The 16,304-nt window shown below is 69.4% G+C and carries 20 protein-coding genes; 12 read left to right on the forward strand and 8 right to left on the reverse strand.

Annotated features, from left to right (window positions below; genetic code table 11):
• Positions 1-20: 20 nt before the first annotated feature.
• From ftsY to KF796_19890, 6 genes are all read left to right on the forward strand, one after another.
• Positions 21-1,094 (forward strand): signal recognition particle-docking protein FtsY, encoded by a 1,074-nt coding sequence (gene ftsY, locus KF796_19865; GenBank protein MBX3588894.1) that lies wholly within the window; start codon positions 21-23, stop codon positions 1,092-1,094.
• 63 nt (positions 1,095-1,157) lie between these two features.
• Positions 1,158-2,366 carry an ABC transporter substrate-binding protein gene (locus tag KF796_19870; protein ID MBX3588895.1) on the forward strand — a complete coding sequence of 403 codons (1,209 nt, stop codon included), beginning with the start codon at positions 1,158-1,160 and terminating at the stop codon, positions 2,364-2,366.
• A 4-nt stretch (positions 2,367-2,370) separates the two neighbouring features.
• The gene (locus KF796_19875) at positions 2,371-3,303 is read left to right on the forward strand and encodes a hypothetical protein (protein ID MBX3588896.1); all 933 of its coding nucleotides are present in this window, start codon (positions 2,371-2,373) and stop codon (positions 3,301-3,303) included.
• Positions 3,303-4,016, forward strand: coding sequence for a hypothetical protein (locus KF796_19880; protein MBX3588897.1), 714 nt, complete (start codon positions 3,303-3,305; stop codon positions 4,014-4,016). Before KF796_19875 ends, KF796_19880 begins: the two co-directional genes overlap by 1 nt.
• Positions 4,013-4,633 carry an ATP-binding cassette domain-containing protein gene (locus KF796_19885; GenBank protein ID MBX3588898.1) on the forward strand — a complete coding sequence of 207 codons (621 nt, stop codon included), beginning with the start codon at positions 4,013-4,015 and terminating at the stop codon, positions 4,631-4,633. Before KF796_19880 ends, KF796_19885 begins: the two co-directional genes overlap by 4 nt.
• 2 nt (positions 4,634-4,635) lie before the next feature.
• A complete protein-coding gene (locus tag KF796_19890; protein MBX3588899.1) occupies positions 4,636-5,247 on the forward strand; it encodes a CDP-alcohol phosphatidyltransferase family protein in 612 nt (203 codons plus the stop codon).
• Between the two features lie 89 nt (positions 5,248-5,336).
• Here the strand turns inward: KF796_19890 and KF796_19895 are convergent, their stop codons facing one another.
• From KF796_19895 to KF796_19915, 5 genes are all read right to left on the reverse strand, one after another.
• The gene (locus KF796_19895; protein ID MBX3588900.1) at positions 5,337-6,482 is read right to left on the reverse strand and encodes a hypothetical protein; all 1,146 of its coding nucleotides are present in this window, start codon (positions 6,480-6,482) and stop codon (positions 5,337-5,339) included.
• Entirely contained in the window at positions 6,479-7,093 is a 615-nt protein-coding gene (locus KF796_19900) for a VTT domain-containing protein (GenBank protein MBX3588901.1), read from the reverse strand. The genes KF796_19895 and KF796_19900 overlap by 4 nt, the downstream gene beginning before the upstream one ends.
• Positions 7,087-7,911, reverse strand: a complete 825-nt coding sequence (locus tag KF796_19905) for an alpha/beta hydrolase (protein ID MBX3588902.1) — start codon at positions 7,909-7,911, stop codon at positions 7,087-7,089. The genes KF796_19900 and KF796_19905 overlap by 7 nt, the downstream gene beginning before the upstream one ends.
• Positions 7,908-8,375 carry a hypothetical protein gene (locus KF796_19910; GenBank protein ID MBX3588903.1) on the reverse strand — a complete coding sequence of 156 codons (468 nt, stop codon included), beginning with the start codon at positions 8,373-8,375 and terminating at the stop codon, positions 7,908-7,910. Before KF796_19910 ends, KF796_19905 begins: the two co-directional genes overlap by 4 nt.
• A gap of 66 nt (positions 8,376-8,441) precedes the next feature.
• Positions 8,442-8,903 carry a YHS domain-containing protein gene (locus KF796_19915; GenBank protein MBX3588904.1) on the reverse strand — a complete coding sequence of 154 codons (462 nt, stop codon included), beginning with the start codon at positions 8,901-8,903 and terminating at the stop codon, positions 8,442-8,444.
• Positions 8,904-9,026: 123 nt separating this feature from the next.
• On the opposite strand from KF796_19915, the gene KF796_19920 reads away from it, so the two are divergent.
• Positions 9,027-9,806, forward strand: a complete 780-nt coding sequence (locus tag KF796_19920; GenBank protein MBX3588905.1) for a GNAT family N-acetyltransferase — start codon at positions 9,027-9,029, stop codon at positions 9,804-9,806.
• Positions 9,807-9,930: 124 nt separating this feature from the next.
• Here KF796_19920 and KF796_19925 read toward each other — a convergent pair whose 3' ends face one another.
• Together KF796_19925 and KF796_19930 are read right to left on the reverse strand one after the other, a co-directional pair.
• Positions 9,931-10,548, reverse strand: coding sequence for a DUF2889 domain-containing protein (locus tag KF796_19925; GenBank protein MBX3588906.1), 618 nt, complete (start codon positions 10,546-10,548; stop codon positions 9,931-9,933).
• 21 nt (positions 10,549-10,569) lie between these two features.
• Positions 10,570-11,208, reverse strand: a complete 639-nt coding sequence (locus tag KF796_19930) for a TetR/AcrR family transcriptional regulator (protein ID MBX3588907.1) — start codon at positions 11,206-11,208, stop codon at positions 10,570-10,572.
• A gap of 74 nt (positions 11,209-11,282) precedes the next feature.
• Between KF796_19930 and KF796_19935 the strand changes: the two genes are divergently transcribed.
• The 4 genes from KF796_19935 to KF796_19950 all read left to right on the forward strand — a co-directional run bounded on the left by KF796_19935 (position 11,283) and on the right by KF796_19950 (position 13,923).
• Complete coding sequence (locus tag KF796_19935) at positions 11,283-11,750, forward strand: nuclear transport factor 2 family protein (GenBank protein ID MBX3588908.1); 468 nt, start codon at positions 11,283-11,285, stop codon at positions 11,748-11,750.
• A 9-nt stretch (positions 11,751-11,759) separates the two neighbouring features.
• On the forward strand, positions 11,760-12,179 hold the full coding sequence (locus tag KF796_19940; GenBank protein MBX3588909.1) for a hypothetical protein: 420 nt from the start codon (positions 11,760-11,762) through the stop codon (positions 12,177-12,179).
• Between the two features lie 69 nt (positions 12,180-12,248).
• On the forward strand, positions 12,249-13,154 hold the full coding sequence (locus tag KF796_19945; protein MBX3588910.1) for an acyltransferase: 906 nt from the start codon (positions 12,249-12,251) through the stop codon (positions 13,152-13,154).
• 25 nt (positions 13,155-13,179) lie between these two features.
• On the forward strand, positions 13,180-13,923 hold the full coding sequence (locus tag KF796_19950) for a VF530 family DNA-binding protein (protein MBX3588911.1): 744 nt from the start codon (positions 13,180-13,182) through the stop codon (positions 13,921-13,923).
• Between the two features lie 29 nt (positions 13,924-13,952).
• On the opposite strand, the gene KF796_19955 is transcribed toward KF796_19950, so the two are convergent.
• Positions 13,953-14,561, reverse strand: coding sequence for a hypothetical protein (locus tag KF796_19955; protein ID MBX3588912.1), 609 nt, complete (start codon positions 14,559-14,561; stop codon positions 13,953-13,955).
• Positions 14,562-14,666: 105 nt separating this feature from the next.
• Here KF796_19955 and KF796_19960 point away from each other — a divergent pair, with 105 nt between their 5' ends.
• Positions 14,667-16,304, forward strand: a complete 1,638-nt coding sequence (locus KF796_19960) for a hypothetical protein (protein MBX3588913.1) — start codon at positions 14,667-14,669, stop codon at positions 16,302-16,304.

The raw sequence follows: 16,304 nt of genomic DNA on the forward strand, positions 1-16,304 counted from the left end.
TGATTCTAAAAAGCCGTTCAATGTTCAGTTTCTTCCGGAAAAAAGTCGCTGCGCCGCCCGCCGCGCCTGCTCCCGCCACGCCGGCGCCCGCGGCGGCCAAACCACCGGCACTGCCACCTGGCGAGGGCCCCAGCCTGATCGGCAGCGCGCTCACGGCCCCGATCGAGCTCCCCGCAATACCCGCCACGCCCCCCGAGCGCGCGCGCTGGCTGGACCGGCTCAGCGCCGGCCTGCGCAAGACCGGCTCGAGCATCTCCTCGGTGTTCAGCGGCGCGCGCATCGACGATGCGCTGTACGAAGACCTGGAGTCCGCGCTGCTGATGGCCGACACCGGCGTCAAGGCCACGCAACAGCTGCTTGACGAGGTCAAGCGCCGCGTCAAGGACACCGGCGCCACGCACCCGGTGCAGGTGCGCAACCTGCTCATCGAGGCGCTGACGCGCATGCTCAAGCCACTGGAAAAGCAGCTGGTCATTGGCGAGCACCAGCCCACGGTGATCATGGTGGCTGGCGTCAACGGCGCGGGCAAGACCACGTCCATCGGCAAGCTGACGCGCCACCTCGCGGGCGACGGCGCCTCGGTGCTTCTGGCCGCGGCCGACACCTTCCGCGCCGCGGCGCGCGAGCAGCTGGGCGTCTGGGCCGACCGCAACACCGTGGAGATCGTGAGCCAGGAGGGCGGCGACCCGGCGGCCGTGAGTTTCGATGCTGTCACGGCCGGCAAGGCGCGTGGCAAGGACGTGGTGCTGGTGGACACCGCCGGGCGCCTGCCCACGCAACTGCACCTGATGGAAGAGCTGCGCAAGATCAAGCGCGTGGTCACCAAGGCCGACGCCACAGCCCCGCATGAGGTCCTGCTGGTGATCGACGGCAACACGGGCCAGAACGCGCTGAGCCAGGTCAAGGCCTTCGACGACACGCTGCAACTCACGGGGTTGATCGTGACCAAGCTCGACGGCACGGCCAAGGGCGGCGTGCTGGCCGCCATCTCGCAGGAGCGGCCCGTACCGGTGTACTTCATCGGCGTGGGCGAAAAGCTCGAGGACCTCGAGACCTTCAATGCGCGTGAGTTCGCGCAGGCACTGCTGGCCTGACGCCCCGCGTAAGAACGCGGGGCCGGCGCCGACTCACGTCATCACTCCAAGGAACCCGTGCCCATGACCTCCCGCCTTTCCCTGTCGCGCCGCCAGGCCCTGGCCCTGCTGGCCGCCGGCGCCAGCACGCCGCTGCTGGCCCAGACCGGTACCGCCTGGCCCGCCATTGAAGCCAGAGCCAGAGGCCAGAAGGTGTTTCTCAATGCCTGGGGCGGCAGCGAGCGCACCAACGCCTACCTGCAGTGGGTGGCGGCCGAGGTGAACCAGCGCTTTGGCGTGCAGGTCGAGCATGTCAAGCTCACCGACACCGCCGAGGCCGTGAAGCGCGTACGCAGCGAAAAAGCCGCGGGCAAGCTCACGGGGGGCACGGTGGACGCGATCTGGATCAATGGCGAGAACTTCCTCACCATGAAGCGCGAAGGCCTGCTGTTTGGCCCGTTCGCCGAAAGCCTGCCCAGCTTCCAGTACGTGGATGTGGCGGGCAAGCCCACCACCCGCATGGATTTTTCCGAACCGGTGGAAGGGCTGGAAGCGCCCTGGGGCATGGCGCAGTTCACCTTCTATGCCGACCGCAAGCGCGTGCCCACGCCGCCGCGCAGCATGGCCGAGCTGCTGGCCTTTGCCAGGGCCCATCCCGGCCGGCTGACCTACCCGCGCCCACCCGCCTTCCTGGGCACCACCTTCCTCAAGCAGGCGCTGGTCGAGCTCAACAGCGACCGGTCGGCGCTGTACCGGCCCGTCACGCCCGAGGCGCTGGCCAGGGCTGCCGCGCCGCTGTGGGCCTACCTGGACGCGCTGCACCCGCAGCTGTGGCGCGCGGGCAAGCAGTTTCCCGCGTCCCCGGCCGCGATCCGCCAGATGATGGCCGACGGCGAGCTGCTGGTGGCCCTGACCTTCAACCCCAACGAGGCCGCCAACGAGATCGTGGCCAGGCGCCAGGCCGAGACGGTCTACAGCTGGCAAATGGCCGGGGGGTCGATAGGCAACACCCACTTCCTGGCGATCCCGTTCAACGCCAATGCCCGCGAGGGTGCGCAGGTGCTGATCAACTTCATGCTGTCGCCCGAAGCCCAGGCCCGCAAGGCCGATATTGCAGTGTGGGGTGACCCGACCGTGCTTGCGCTGGACAAGCTGCCCGCGGCCGAGCGCGCCCGCTTTGGCAGCCAGCCCTTGCCCGGGCAGCTCACGCAGACGGTGCCCGTGATCCTGGAGCCGCACGGCAGCTGGGTGGACCCGCTCGAGCGCGAGTGGACCCGCCGCTACGGGCAGTGAGCCCATGGCCGCTGGCCCGCGCCGCCCGGCGTCCACGGCCATCGCCGCCGGGCTGGCCGCGCTGGTGGCCGTGCCGCTGCTGTGGGCCGCGGCCACTGCGCTGAGGGCCGGGTTGGACGGGCCGGCCTGGCAGGCCCTGGCCGCCGATCCGCAATGGCCGCGCGCGCTCGCCATGAGCCTGTGGACCGGGCTGGGCGCCACCGCGCTGTCGGTGGCCCTGGCCGCCTGGCTGCTGTCGCACAGTTTTCCCGGCCCGTTCTGGCAGCGCACCGTCAAGGCCCTGCCGCCCATGCTCGCGGTGCCGCACGTGGCGTTCGCCGTTGGCCTGGCCTTTCTGGTGGCGCCCAGCGGCTGGCTGCTGCGGGCGCTGTCGCCCTGGGCCACGGGCTTTGAGGCGCCGCCGCCCTGGCCCACAACGCAGGATCCCTGGGGCCTGGGCCTGATCGCGGTGCTGGTGGCCAAGGAGGTGCCGTTTCTGCTCTGGGCCGCGGCCACCCAGTTGCAGCGCGCCGATGTGGCCACCCGCTGGCAGCGTGAACTGGAGCAGGCCCGCAGCATGGGCTATGCGCCGCGCACGGCCTGGTGGCGCGTGCTGTGGCCCCAGCTGTGGCCGCGCCTGTGGGGCCCGCTGGTGGCGGTGCTGGCCTACGGCCTCACGGTGGTCGACATGGCGCTGGTGATCGGCCCCACCTCGCCGCCCACGCTGGCCGTGCTGTGCTGGCAATGGCTGCTCGATGCCGACGCCCGCCTCAATGCCCAGGGCGCGGCCGCGGCCTGGCTGCTGGCGGCCTGTGTGGGCCTGCTGGCCGCCGCGCTGTGGCCGCTGCGCCGGGCCCTGCACCGGCGCGCGCGCTGGGCCAGCGGCCGGCGCGACCGCCGCCCGCCCGGGCCGCGCCTGCGGCCGCCGTGGCCCGGCTGGCGCGATCTACGGCAGTGATGGCCGCGCTGGCCGTGGGCAGCGTGGCCGGCGTGTGGCCCTTTCCGCGCCTGTGGCCCGAGGCCCTGAGCCTGCAGGCCTGGCACTCGGTGGGCCGCAGCGCCGGCACGCTCTGGACCACGGTGCAGCTGGGCCTGGCCGCGAGCCTGAGCGCCCTGGCCTGGTCCGTGGCCTGGCTCGAATGCGCGCCCCCACACTGGGACGCGCGGCTGAGGCGCCTGGTCTACCTGCCGCTGCTGCTGCCCTCGGTGCTGTGGGTGGTGGGCCTGCACCGGCTCGCGCTGGCCTGGGGCATCGACGCGCGCTGGCCCGGCCTGTGGCTGGCCCACAGCCTGGCGGCCGTGCCCTATGTGCTGATTGCGCTGAGCCCGGCCTACCTGGGCTTTGACGCGCGCTACCGCCAGGTGGCCGCGTCACTCGGCCGGCACCGGGGGGCGTTTCTGCTGCGCATCAAATGGCCGCTGCTCAAGGCGGCGCTGCTGGCCGCCTTCGCGGTTGGCTTTGCGGTGAGCGTGGCCCAGTACCTGCCCACGCTGTTTGTGGGCGCCGGGCGCTTCAACACCGTCACCACCGAGGCCGTGACGCTGGCCAACGGCGGCCAGCGCTCGCTCACCGCGGCCTATGCCTGGCTGCAGTGGCTGCTGCCGGCCGTGGTGTTTGCACTGGCCGCCTGGGCCGGCCGGCCACGCCGATTTGCGAAGATCGTGGCATGACCCTGCAGATCGACGTGACAGCCTTGCGGATTGGCGGCAACGCGCTGATCACCGGTTTGCGCCTGGCCATTCCGGCCGGGGTGGTGCACACGCTCATGGGGGCCAGCGGCTCGGGCAAGTCGAGCCTGCTGGCCGCCGTGTGCGGCACGCTGGCGCCGGCCTTCAGCTTTGAGGGCAGCGTGCACCTGCAGGGCCGCGCGCTGGACGCGCTGGCCACCGAGCAGCGCCGCGTCGGCATCCTGTTCCAGGACGACCTGCTGTTTGCCCACATGACGGTGCGCGAGAACCTGCTGTTTGCCGTGCCGCCCGGGCCCCGCGCGCAGCGCGAGGACCAGGTGCGCCAGGCGCTGGCCGATCTCGAGCTGCCCGGCCTGGCCGATGCGGACCCGGCCACGCTGTCGGGCGGCCAGCGCGCGCGGGTCTCGCTGATGCGCGCCCTGCTTGCGCGCCCCCAGGCGCTGCTGCTGGACGAGCCGTTCTCACGGCTGGACGCGGGCCTGCGCGAACGCATGCGCGAGTTTGTCTTTGCCACCGTGCGGGCGCGGCAGATTCCGGTGCTGCTGGTCACGCACGACGCGGCCGACGTGGCCGACCCCGCCCACCTGACGCGCCTGTAGCCATGCTGGACCGCCACGCCGCCGCGCTCATCCAGCCCGCCGTGGACGCGCTGGCCGGCGTGCTGGCGCGCCGCCGCGTCACGGCCAACCAGCTCACGGTGGCGGGCTTCCTGATCGGTCTGGTTGCTGCGGTTTTGATAGCAAGTGGTGCCCATCTGGCGGGGACTACAGCCATTTTTCTTTCAAGACTGTGCGACGCGCTGGATGGCGCGGTGGCGCGCCGGACGCAGCCCACCGACCAGGGCGGCTTTCTGGACATTGCGCTGGATTTCCTGTTCTACGCCAGCATCCCGCTGGCCTTTGCCGTGGCCGACCCGGCGCGCAACGCGCTGCCCGCGGCGGTGCTGCTGGCCGCCTTCATCGGCACCGGCACCAGCTTTCTGGCCTTTGCCGTGATGGCGGCCAAGCGCGGCATGACCAGCACGGCCTGGCCGGCCAAGTCGTTCTACTTTCTGGGGGGCCTGACCGAAGCCACTGAAACGCTGGCCTTCTTCACGGCCATGGGCCTGTGGCCCCGGCACTTCGGCACGCTGGCCTATGTGTTTGCCGGGCTTTGCGCCGTGACCACGGCCATGCGCATCGTCTGGGGCTGGCGCGCGTTCCGGCCCGACTAGGATGGCCCCCACGCTTGCCACTTCGTGTGCTGCGCTGCCCCCCGAGGGGGCTGCAGCCGCCTTGGGGCGGCCCGGCGGCGCCTGCACCGTCAATCTGTCGGCGGGTAAAGCGGGGTCAGGACTTTCTCGCGGCGGTACCAGCGGCGGAACTCCGCCAGCGTGAGCGGCTTGAAGCCCCGCGCGCGGTTGGCCGCGCCAATTTCAAACAGCAGGCGGTACTGGAGCATCAGGTCTTTCCAGGCGCGCAGCAGGGGGGTGCGCCGGTCCCAGACATGGGTGCTCTCGGCGCCCGCGCCATTGGCTTCGACGATGGTGAAGCCCTCGCCGTCCTGCACGCGGGCAAAGTCCTCGAAGCGGATGTCAAAGCGCCCGAAGTAAAACTCCGGCAGGCTCTGCGCGATCTGGTCGAACCGCGCCACCATGGCCGGCGTGACCAGGTGCGTGCCGTTGCGGAAGATGGCGCCCCGGCTGTGGCTGCCGGCGAAGGCGAGGCGCACCGGCTCGCCAAAGGCCGGCACCTCGTCCAGCCGGAACGCATTGCGCTGCAGGTACAGGTGCGGCACCTGGCCGGCCCGTGCATCGGCCAGGATCAGCTCGCGCAGCGTGCGCTTGCCGTCGCCATACACATACGGAAAGTATTTGAGCGTGATCGACAGAATGCGCCCGCGCGGCTCGCCCGGATGGCGGCAGTAGAAGATGCCGGCCTCGCCCTCATGGGGCACATAGCGCTGCAGCAGAAAGCGTGCGCCGGCCGGGAAGCCCAGGATGTAGCTCTCCAGCTGCGCGGCGTTGCGCACCAGCTTGACGCCCGCGCCCCGGCAGCCCAGGTCGGGCTTGGCCACCACGGGCAGTGACAGACCGGCGTCGGCCAGCTGGACCAGCGCCGCGCGGGTTTCCGCCGCCGAAGTCTGCGCCGACGCGCCGGCGGCGCGATCCACCGCGATGAAAGGGGCCACCCATTGGGACGCATGGCGGACCGCGAGCTCGAGGATCTCGGCCTTGGACTCGCCATAGAAACCACCGCCCGGGAACGACGGGTTGGCCACCGTGGGCAACAGGATGCCGCGGTGGCGCAGCATGAGCCAGCCCGCGTACAACGCCACCGGCGGGTAGAAGGCCCACATCGGCCAGAACTCGAAGAAGCTCAGCGGCGCGCCACTGTTGTCAAACGGCGGCATGCCCTCGTGCGGCCGGGGCCAGGCCTCGGGGCGGGAAGGGACGGCGGCGGTGGTCATGGGGTGGAAGCCTGGAAATGTTGATGAATGCGCCGCGCCAGTGGCACGCCGGCAGCGAGCAGCAGGATGGGCAGCGCCACGGCCAGCCCCAGCGGAACGCCCCAGGCCGCGGCCAGCAGGTGCCCCACATGGGCGCTGAACCAGTACAGCCCGGCCGTCCACAGCGCCACGGCCAGCGCCACCCAGAAGCAGAACGGCGCCAGCGGCACCCGCACAAAACCGCAGGCCGTGTAGGTCAGCAGCCGCAGGCCGGGAATGACCCGCGCCAGCAGCACCGCCGTGGGCAGGCCCTCGCGCAACTGGTGCTGGACCCATTCGCTGCGGCGGTGGCGCTGCGCGATGTAGCGCCGGTGCAGCCAGGGCACGCGGCGCGCGCCCCAACCGAGTGCGTACAGGCCCGCATCGCCCACCGCAATGCCGCCGGCCACGGCGGCAAACGACAGTTCCCACGACAGCGCGCCCTTGACCGCCAGCGCCACGCCGGCGGCAATGGCCACGTCTTCGAGCAGCAGCGTGGTCAACGCCAGCGCCAGGCACAGCGCCCAGGCCGGCGAGTCGCCCAGCAGCACGGCGTCAAGCGCCGCCATCAGCTCGCTCCAGGGCATCAGCATGGCGGTGCCAGGGCCCACTGCAGCGCCTGCCGCACCACGGGCTCGGAGTTCCAGGGCAGGAAATGATTGACGTTGTCCAGCAGCCGGGTCTGGCGGCAGCGCGTGGCGGTCAGGTGGGCCTCCATGAAGGGCACATTGGCCACCGGCACCAGCGGGTCCACGCTGCCGTGCACGATGATCGTGGGCGCCACCACGCGGGGCAGCAGCACCTGCAGCGCCTGGAGCTCGGGCTTGAGCACCATGAGTTCCTCATTGGCGTTGCGGATCGCACGCGGCAGCATGCTGCGCACCGGCCACCACTGGCCCACGTACTGCATGGGGTGGATCACCTCCAGGGCCGGGTCCAGCGACGCGGCCAGCAACACCAGGCCCTGCACGCGTTGCGGATGCTGCGCCGCGACCCAGGCCGCGATCGGGCCGCCCAGCGAGTGGCCCACCAGCACCGCAGGCCGCCCCTCGCCGGGCAGCAGCGCGGCCACGGCGGCCGCCTGGGCCGCCAGGCTGGTCACGGCGCCATCGGGGCCGCTGTGGCCAAAGCCCGGGCGGTCCAGTGCCACCACCTCCACGCCGGGCAGCGGGTCCAGCAGGTAATCGGTCCAGCCCTGGGCCGAGCCCGGCGTGCCATGCACAAAAATCACACGCGTGCCCGTGGTGGGGCCGTTGGACAGGTAGCTCACGGTGGCGTTCACGGGTGGGCCGACCTGCACGCTGTGGCGCAGCGGCTCCATATCCCGCCCGGCCAGCCGCGGCCCCGGCGGCGCGCACCCCAACGTGGCCAGCAGCACCGCCACCGCGCTGACGGTGCGCCCGGCCTTCATGCAGCCCGGCGGCCCGTGACGCGCGCGACGAAGCCCAGCACCTGCGCGCGGCGCAGCCAGACGATCAGGGCCGCGGCCACCCACACGCCGCAGGCCAGCGCGAACAGCTCACCCCCGTCCAGCGTGCCGTCCACGTTGCGCACTTGCACGCCCAGTGGCGTGAACAGGTGAAAGAAGATGGCGCCGCTGATCACGCCCAGGGCCATCAGCGCGCCCAGCACCTGCACCAGCGGCATGCGCCCGAACAGGCCGGCCAGCAGCAGCCCCGAAGCCACCAGCTCGGCCGAGCCCACCACGTACTGGCTGAAGATGCCGCTGTGGGCAAACAGGCCGGGGAAGCCCAGGCTCGCGCCCCAGCCGTCCAGCGTGCCAAAGATGTACTGCGTCTCGGGCGAATCGGTGAACTTGAAGAACAGCGACTGGATGAACACAAACGCGATGTACAGCGTGAGCGCGATCAGCACCGCCGAGCGGGTGCGCGATGGCGCGGAAGGGGTCAGGGCAGCGGCTTGCATGGGGTGTCTCCTCGATTATTTGCCCAGCACCGTGGGCCAGTTGCGGTTGGCCTTGCCGATGTTGCCGGGGATGTCTTTCTCCCACTTCTTCTGGACGTCGGCGTCGTAATTCAGGTACAGCTTGCCCTCCACGATTTTCCAGTAGCGCGGATCGCCCGAGGCGGTGCCACCTTCGGCCACCGCCCAGGCGCAGTAGCCGCCGTATTGGGGCGCGTATTTTTCCGGCGCGGCCACGAACAGGTCGCGGTTGGCGGCGGAGGCAAAGCGCCACTTCACGCCCTTGTAGGTGGTTTCAAACTGGGCATCGCCCTTGACCGGCTTGCCTTCGGTGAAATAGGCCACCGGGTCGTGGCCGCCAACCGCCAGGCTGCTGAACAGGCCGGTGTAGACGGCGGCCTCACCGGCCAGGGCGGGAGCAGCCAGGCCGGCAGCCAGGCTCAGGGCGGCGGCAAGCCGGAACAGATGACGACGACGCATGGGAACTCCTGAAACGGGTCTGGGACTGCGGTTGAGTCGCGGGGCACAGAACTTCCTTACAAAGAAGGTGGCCGACTGTAATTTTTTTCTGCGGGCAACGACCAAACTGTCACCATGCCCTTGATGCGCCTGCCTTCGCCCACCGCCGCGCCGCCCGCTGGCGCGCGGTCCGGCTACCGCGCGCGCCTGGCCGACAGCCCGGAGGACCTGCGCGCGGCCCAGGCGCTGCGCTTCATGGTGTTCAACCTCGAGCTGCGCGAGGGGCTGGACCAGTCCTGGGAAACCTGCAGCGACGCCGACCGGTTTGACGAGGTCTGCGACCACCTGCTGGTGGAAGACGGCGCTACCGGCCAGCTCGTGGGCACCTACCGCCTGCAGACCGGGGTGCGCGCCGCCGCCCACCATGGCTACTACTGCGAGCGCGAGTTTGACTTTGCGCCGTTTGAGCCGCTGCGGGGCCAGTTGCTCGAGCTGGGCCGGGCCTGCCTGCTCGACGGGCACCGCAACTACCCGGCGCTGAGCACGTTGTGGAAGGGCATTGCCCACTACGCCCAGTCACGCGGCCAGCGCTACCTGATTGGCTGCAGCTCGCTCACCTCACAGGACGCGGCCGTGGGCGCGGCGGCCTGGCAGCAACTGCAGGCGCACGCCGCGCCGGCCGCGCTGTGCACCCAGCCCCACGCCGCGTTCGCCTGCGACCTTGGGGCCCAGGCGCCGGGGCCGGTGCGCATTCCCAAGCTGCTGGCCGCCTACCTGGCGCTGGGTGGGCAGGTGTGCGGCCCGCCGGCGCTGGACCGCGAGTTCAAGACCATTGACTTCCTCACCCTGCTCGATCTTCAACCCGCCAGCCGCTGGGCGGCGCAGCGGCTGGCGCGGTTTGGCGTGGGTGCGCCGTTGCGGTAGGCAAGGTCGAATACCTCGGCCGCCGCTCCGGGGAGGGGCGGCGAAGCCGACCCGGAGGACACGAGCGGAGGAGAGTGCCCTGTCCGCCTGATCCCGCACCAAGCTTGGCGTGAACAACGAAAGCTCAGCCCGGATCACTGCCCGAAGGCACGGCCGCAACCTGCTCCGGCGACTTGCGCACCGGCTTGACCCAGCCGATGAACCGCGGCGCCACGCGCGCCACCACCGGGCCATTGAAATCCCAGGTCATGCACTTGCCCATGTAGAACGGCGGGTCGGTGCCTTCGTCGCGCGGGCCGCCCTCTTTGACGCGGCGCACTTCACGCGCATGGGGAATGGTCTGGAACGCGGCGGTGGCCATGTTGAACAGCAGTTCACGCAGGTGCGTGCAGCCCTGCACACCGCCAATGGTGCGGTCGATGGCCTGGCGCCAGCCCGGACCCATGGTCTGACCAATCATCTTTTTCATGGTGCGGTCAGCGGTCTGGCATTCGCCGAACGGGGTGCTGTCCATCGAGGTGCTGATGTCGCGGATGCAGAAGCTGTCGTCCACCGTGACCCGCAGGCTCATGTGGTGGATCGGGTCGCCGGCTTCGCGCCGGCCATGGCTGCTGTCGTAGCCATAGTGCTTGCTGTCGTGCAGTTCACCCTCCAGGTCCCAGAGGCCGTCGTCACGGGCATAGCCCCGGAAGGTGATGGCACGGGTGTGCAGGGGCGAGCGGGCAACGGGGGAACTGAGCATGGAATGGAACTGCGGGAGCGATCAACGACGTTGCCCCGATTTTGCCCGCGTTGGCGCAGCAGGCCTGTCGCGCACGGGGAGAAGCCACTCATGCAGGCGGCGCGCCATGGCCACATCCGGGCTCACGGCCACGGGCAGGCCCTCAAAGGCACCGTCAATCGCCAAATTGGCAAAGCCATGGCCCAGCGACCAGCCCGACAGCGCCACCGCGGCGCCCTCACCCGGCGCGTAGCGCTCGGCGGTGGCCAGCAGCACGTCAAAGCTGCGGCGCGCGGCCTCGGCCAGCGCCGGGAACTCGGCCTTGCGCGCCAGCATGGGGCCGAACATCAGGCGGAAATGCGCGGGCTGGGCGCGCGCGTGGCCCACATAGGCGTCGCCAATCTGCAGCAGCGCTTCGCGCGCATCGGGCTGCCTTGACGCCGCTTCCATCGCCTGCCCCAGGCGCTCGAAGGAGCGCGCCGCCACGGCCGCCAGCAGGTCGTCCAGGTTGGCAAAGTGGTGGTAGGGCGCGGCATGCGACACCCCCGCAACACGCGCCACCTCGCGCAGCGTCAGGCCAGGCAGGCCCGAGCGCCCGAGCAGTTCGTCCGCCGCGGCCAGCAGCGACTCGCGCAGATTGCCGTGGTGGTAAGGCCTGGGTGGTGGTTTTCGGCTGGCCATGCGCGTATCTTGACACGAGAAACATGAGGCGGCATGATGCGGCATCTTTCTCTTGTAAAGATAAGGAGCCCGCGATGTACCACCAGATCGTTCGCCACAAGCTGCGCAGCGCCTTTGCCGCCATCAACGCCGGCGCCTACGAGCGCATCGTGGTGCAGTTTGCGCCCGCGCATTGCCACGTCATGTACGGCCACCACGCGCTGGCCGGCGAGCGCCGCACGCTGGCCGCCACCACCGCCTGGTACGGGCGGCTGAAGCGCCTGATGCCCGACCTGCGCTTTGACGTGGGGGCCATTGCCGTCACGGGCTGGCCCTGGCACACCGTGGCCACGGTCACCTGGACCGACCACTTCGGCCTGCCCGACGGCAGCCGGGGCTCCAACCAGGGCGTGCATGAGTTTGTGCTGCGCTGGGGCAAGGTCCACCGGCTCGCGGTGCATTGCGACACTGAAAAGCTCCAGGCCTATTGCGAGCGCATGGCCGCGAGCGGCCTGAGCGAAGCGCTGGCCGAACCGATCACCGACACCACCGCTTTGCACTGAAAGCCATCGATGCCCCCCTCCAATGCTGCCTTGCTGCTGGCCGCCAGCGCCCTGATCGTTCTCGCCCTGGGGCTGGTCCATTTGCTCTACACCTTCAGCGGCGACAAGTTCGACCCGCGCGATGCCGCGCTCAAAGCCTGCATGCAGGCCGGCGTGCTGCGCCTGACCCGCGAAACCACAGTGTGGAAAGCCTGGATCGGATTCAACGCCAGCCACAGTTATGGCGCCATCCTGTTTGGCCTGGTGTGGGGGTACCTGGCGCTGGCACAGCCGGCCTTTCTGCTGGGCTCCACGTTTCTGCTGGCACTGGGCGGCGTGCTGCTGGTTGGCTATGCGCACCTGGCCTGGCGGTACTGGTTCAGCATCCCGTTTCGCGGCATGGTGCTGGCGAGTGCGCTGTATGGCATCGCGCTGCTGATGCTGTTTTGATCTGTCGCAGAAGGTCGGTCCGCCGGCGGGAGACAATGGGCGCTCCTATCGCTTCCCAGACTCCCAAACATGCTTGCTTTCCTGCCCCCGCTCGCGCGGGGCGTCATTGCCTTCATCCTGCTCGTCGTCAACACGCTGTTCTGGTGTGCGCTGCTGTTTGCCGTGTCCCTGGTCAAGCTGGTGCTGCCCTTTGGCGCGGTGCGCAAGCGCATTGACCCGGTGCTCAATGCCATCGCCACCGCCTGGATCGCCTGCAACGGCGGCTGGATGCGGCTGACCCAGCGCACCACCTGGGACGTGCAGGGCGTGGCCGACCTGCCCTACGCGGGCTGGTACCTGGTGAACTGCAACCACCAGTCGTGGGTCGACATCTTTGTGCTGCAGCGGGTCATGAACCGGCGCATCCCCATGCTCAAGTTCTTCCTGAAGCAGGAGCTGATCTATGTGCCGGTGATTGGCCTGGCCTGGTGGGCGCTGGACTTCCCGTTCATGAAGCGCCACGGCAAGGCCGAGCTGCGCAAGAACCCCGACCTGCGCCGCCAGGACCGCGAGACCACGCGCCGCGCCTGCCAGAAGTTTTCGCTGGTGCCCACCAGCGTGATGAACTTTGCCGAGGGCACGCGCTTCACCGCGGTCAAGCACCAGGCCCAGGGCTCGCCCTACCAGCACCTGCTCAAGCCCAAGGCCGGCGCGCTGGCGCTGGCGCTGGACGCCATGGGCGGACAGTTCCAGTCACTGATTGACGTGACCATCGTCTATCCCGGCGGGGCACCCACGTTCTGGGAGTTCCTGTGCGGCCGCACGCCGCAGGTGGTGCTGCGCGCGCGCCAGCTGCCGATCCCGGCTGAGCTCATGGGCGGAGACTACGAGGGCGACTCCGAATTCCGCGGCCTCTTCCACCGCTGGCTGGCCGACCTGTGGGCCCAGAAGGACGCACAGATCAGCGCCCTGCTCGCGGCACCCGCCGCGGGCTGAGTCCGCGGGCCGGCACAATGGCGCCATGCCCGACGCGCACCTTCCCGCTGCCCAACCGAACAACCCGCTGCACGGCGTGACGCTGGAGGCCATGGTCACGGCCCTGGCCGCGCACTATGGCTGGGCTGAACTGGGAGCGCGCATCCCCGTGCGCTGCTTCACGCATGAACCCAGCGTGGGCTCGAGCCTGAAGTTCCTGCGCCGCACACCCTGGGCCCGCGACAAGGTGGAAAGCCTGTACCTCTACATGCTGCGCGACAAGCCGGCCGCCTTGCTGGCGCTGTCGCCCAAAGGCACCGTGCCGGTGCTGCACTGCCCCGATGGCCGCGTGATCGACGAGAGCCTGGACATCATGCGCTGGGCCCTTCACATGCATGACCCGGCTGGCTGGCTGCCGCGCAGCGACACACCGGCGCAACAGGCCCTGCTGGCCACCAACGACGGCGCCTTCAAGCACTGGCTGGACCGCTACAAATACGCCAACCGGCACCCGGAGCGCAGCGCGGCCGACTACCGCGACGACGCCGCGGCCTGCCTGCTGGTGCCGCTGGAAGCGCAGCTGGCCCTAAGCCCCTGCCTGGGCGGCGCCACGCCCTGCCTGACCGACGCCGCGATCTTTCCGTTTGTGCGGCAATTTGCGGCGGTGGACGCGGCCTGGTGGTCCACGGCGCCCTGGCCTCACGTCAGGGCCTGGCTGGACGGCTGGCTGGCCAGCGAGCTGTTTGCGCTGGTGATGCGCAAGGAACGCTACGTTATTGATAGCGCGTAGTGGGCGCCCAGTCTGGACTCCAGCCCGATTCAATGCCCAACCAGGGCCGCAAAGGCGTTGCGCGTCTGCGGCGACACCGACGCCAGCACCTGGTCGTAGGAAGTCTGGTGGCGCGCGAGCAAACGGGCCGAGGCCACCAGCTTGGACTTGCAGAACCAGTGGCAGCTGTGCTGCATGAGAAACAGCTCGGCCGACAGCGTGAACGCGCGGTCCCGGTGCGACGCCGGGTTGGCGCCCTGGGCCGCGCGGTGGATGCCCGCGGCATGGATGGCCAGCGCCTGGCGCATGTCGAAAGTGGCCTGAGGCAGCAGGCGCGTGAGCAGCGGCAGGTACAGCGGCAAGCGGCTCACACGCGTGTGTTCGCTGTCCAGCCGCGCAAAGTCGGCGGCGAAGCGGCTGAACTCGCTGTCCAGCGCCTGCTCGGTGGATTGCAGCAGTGCCCAGACCTGCTCACGCCGCTGCGCGTCAGCCTCGCCCAGCGCGCGCAGGTAGCCCTGCGTGAGCGTCTCCATGTGCTTTTCGATCTGGTAGTTGCCCAGCTGGCGCGCCAGCAGCGCGACGCGCCGGCCCTGGTCCTGCGCCTTGTGCCACCAGGCGGCCGTGGCGACGAGCGTCACCAGAAGGAGAAATGATTCCATGGGGTGGGGGATTTTGGAGGGAGGGAGATGCGAACTAGTGTAGTGAGACAAACGGCACCCCATAATCGCGCCACAAATCAACCGTAGCGCACAGGGGAAGAGGCAATGACATCCGTCATCGAGATGCGATTTGGCCTGGCGGGCATGAACACGGTCCGCGTGGGGCTGGGCGACCGATCCCACTACGCGCGGCAGCTCAATTTCCAGGAACTGAATCCCTTTGCCACGGCGACGGAGGTGGTCAACCTCGTCAATGCGCTGGCGCCCATGGGGGCCGCCGGGTTGTCGGCGGCGGACTTCCGCACATTGGTGGCAGCACTGGCGGCAGGCGCAGGTGCCATGACACCGGCGCAGATGCTTGCCGTGGTGGGCGACCTTGCGCCACTGACAGCGGCGCAAATTCGCACCTTGTTGCTGGATCTGGTCACTGGCGGGGGCGCCATCCAGCCAGGTCAGGCCGCCACGCTGATTGCCGGACTGTGCCAGGGAGGGGGATCGATCAACGGCACCCAGGTGCGCACGATGTTCACCGCCTTGCGTGCCCAGCTATCCCCGACCGATCTGCATGATGCCTTGACTGAACTCCTGCCCTCCAGCGGGGCGCTGGTGCTGCGCGTCTACTCGGACCTGTGCCACGCCGGAGGCAACGGCCTGGGCGGCACGCATTTCAGGGAAGTGATCCGGCTGTTCCGCGCCGCCCCGGGCCATCTGAACGCCGTGACGCCCACCCAGCTGGACGCGCTGACACATGATCTGCGCATCGATCCGCTCACGGCAGCTCCCGCCCTCACTGGAACGCAAATCCGGGGCGTTGCGCGCGCCCTGCTGCACGGGGGTGGCGCGCTGACACCGGCCAACGCGCGAACATTGCTGATGCGTCTTCGGGTCAGCCTCACCATCGCACGGACCGAGGACCTCATCACCGCCACCGCGGGTAACTTCAACAATCTGGCCATCCGGCCCGCCTGGCTACTGGATGCGTCAGCGGCCACGACCGCGGGCGGCCAGGCGTTCGCCGACCGCCTTCACAACAGCATTGCGTCGAACACCAATGGTTGGACCGGCATGCGGCAGTTGCTCTCCCGAATGGACCAGGCCCGGTTGCCCGCCGACTGGGCTGTGAAACTGCTGGCGCTGTTTCCGGCACTCACGCCCAACCGTCATACTCGAATGAGGGATTTCATTGCGGACGGCGTCATCGCAGTGGCTGCGCTCAGCAACCGTTGGGTCGAGGATGTGCTCGACCGTCTGCAAGGTTTTCTGGACGATGGACGCTATCCTCACGGAGTCAACCGCCGCCACGCGGCGGCCGGCGTGGGCGGCGCGATTGTCCGCGCACGCAACATCAACGACGCCGCCATCCTGCTCAAGGAAGAACGGCTCAACTACTTCTGCAACTCGCACACCTACATGCGCTGCCATTTTTTCAACCGGCTGGCGCAGGGCGTGGCTTCCATCGAATTCTGGGATGCGGGCCAGACACGCCAGGCCATCATCACGGACTTCGCGAACGTGCCTGGCGCCTGGCTGTACAACCTGGCCACCGTCGCCATGAACGCCCAGGGCGGGTACGCATCGAACGTGTACAACAACAATCTGGAGGTGGGTCTGTATTACCAGGGCTGGAACAACGCGCATGGCAACCACGCCTTCAATGTCACCCATTTCTCGCCCGCCGGACAGAATCGCGTGCCCACCTCTGCCCTGCGCGCCATCTCCCATCTTTTCGACGACACCCCCTGA

Source organism: Ramlibacter sp. (assembly GCA_019635435.1).
GTDB lineage: Bacteria > Pseudomonadota > Gammaproteobacteria > Burkholderiales > Burkholderiaceae_C > JAHBZM01.

What these genes read in the sequence shown, in the direction of transcription:
- KF796_19895 (MBX3588900.1), bottom strand. Translation starts at nt 6,482, where the DNA reads ATGACCACCGCCGCCGTCCCTTCCCGCCCCGAGGCCTGGCCCCGGCCG.
- KF796_19875 (MBX3588896.1), top strand. Translation starts at nt 2,371, where the DNA reads ATGGCCGCTGGCCCGCGCCGCCCGGCGTCCACGGCCATCGCCGCCGGG.
- KF796_19870 (MBX3588895.1), top strand. Translation starts at nt 1,158, where the DNA reads ATGACCTCCCGCCTTTCCCTGTCGCGCCGCCAGGCCCTGGCCCTGCTG.
- KF796_19920 (MBX3588905.1), top strand. Translation starts at nt 9,027, where the DNA reads ATGCGCCTGCCTTCGCCCACCGCCGCGCCGCCCGCTGGCGCGCGGTCC.
- KF796_19930 (MBX3588907.1), bottom strand. Translation starts at nt 11,208, where the DNA reads ATGGCCAGCCGAAAACCACCACCCAGGCCTTACCACCACGGCAATCTG.
- KF796_19900 (MBX3588901.1), bottom strand. Translation starts at nt 7,093, where the DNA reads ATGCTGATGCCCTGGAGCGAGCTGATGGCGGCGCTTGACGCCGTGCTG.
- KF796_19880 (MBX3588897.1), top strand. Translation starts at nt 3,303, where the DNA reads ATGGCCGCGCTGGCCGTGGGCAGCGTGGCCGGCGTGTGGCCCTTTCCG.
- KF796_19940 (MBX3588909.1), top strand. Translation starts at nt 11,760, where the DNA reads ATGCCCCCCTCCAATGCTGCCTTGCTGCTGGCCGCCAGCGCCCTGATC.
- KF796_19960 (MBX3588913.1), top strand. Translation starts at nt 14,667, where the DNA reads ATGACATCCGTCATCGAGATGCGATTTGGCCTGGCGGGCATGAACACG.
- KF796_19890 (MBX3588899.1), top strand. Translation starts at nt 4,636, where the DNA reads ATGCTGGACCGCCACGCCGCCGCGCTCATCCAGCCCGCCGTGGACGCG.
- KF796_19885 (MBX3588898.1), top strand. Translation starts at nt 4,013, where the DNA reads ATGACCCTGCAGATCGACGTGACAGCCTTGCGGATTGGCGGCAACGCG.
- KF796_19950 (MBX3588911.1), top strand. Translation starts at nt 13,180, where the DNA reads ATGCCCGACGCGCACCTTCCCGCTGCCCAACCGAACAACCCGCTGCAC.
- KF796_19905 (MBX3588902.1), bottom strand. Translation starts at nt 7,911, where the DNA reads ATGAAGGCCGGGCGCACCGTCAGCGCGGTGGCGGTGCTGCTGGCCACG.
- KF796_19935 (MBX3588908.1), top strand. Translation starts at nt 11,283, where the DNA reads ATGTACCACCAGATCGTTCGCCACAAGCTGCGCAGCGCCTTTGCCGCC.
- KF796_19945 (MBX3588910.1), top strand. Translation starts at nt 12,249, where the DNA reads ATGCTTGCTTTCCTGCCCCCGCTCGCGCGGGGCGTCATTGCCTTCATC.
- ftsY (MBX3588894.1), top strand. Translation starts at nt 21, where the DNA reads ATGTTCAGTTTCTTCCGGAAAAAAGTCGCTGCGCCGCCCGCCGCGCCT.
- KF796_19915 (MBX3588904.1), bottom strand. Translation starts at nt 8,903, where the DNA reads ATGCGTCGTCGTCATCTGTTCCGGCTTGCCGCCGCCCTGAGCCTGGCT.
- KF796_19955 (MBX3588912.1), bottom strand. Translation starts at nt 14,561, where the DNA reads ATGGAATCATTTCTCCTTCTGGTGACGCTCGTCGCCACGGCCGCCTGG.
- KF796_19925 (MBX3588906.1), bottom strand. Translation starts at nt 10,548, where the DNA reads ATGCTCAGTTCCCCCGTTGCCCGCTCGCCCCTGCACACCCGTGCCATC.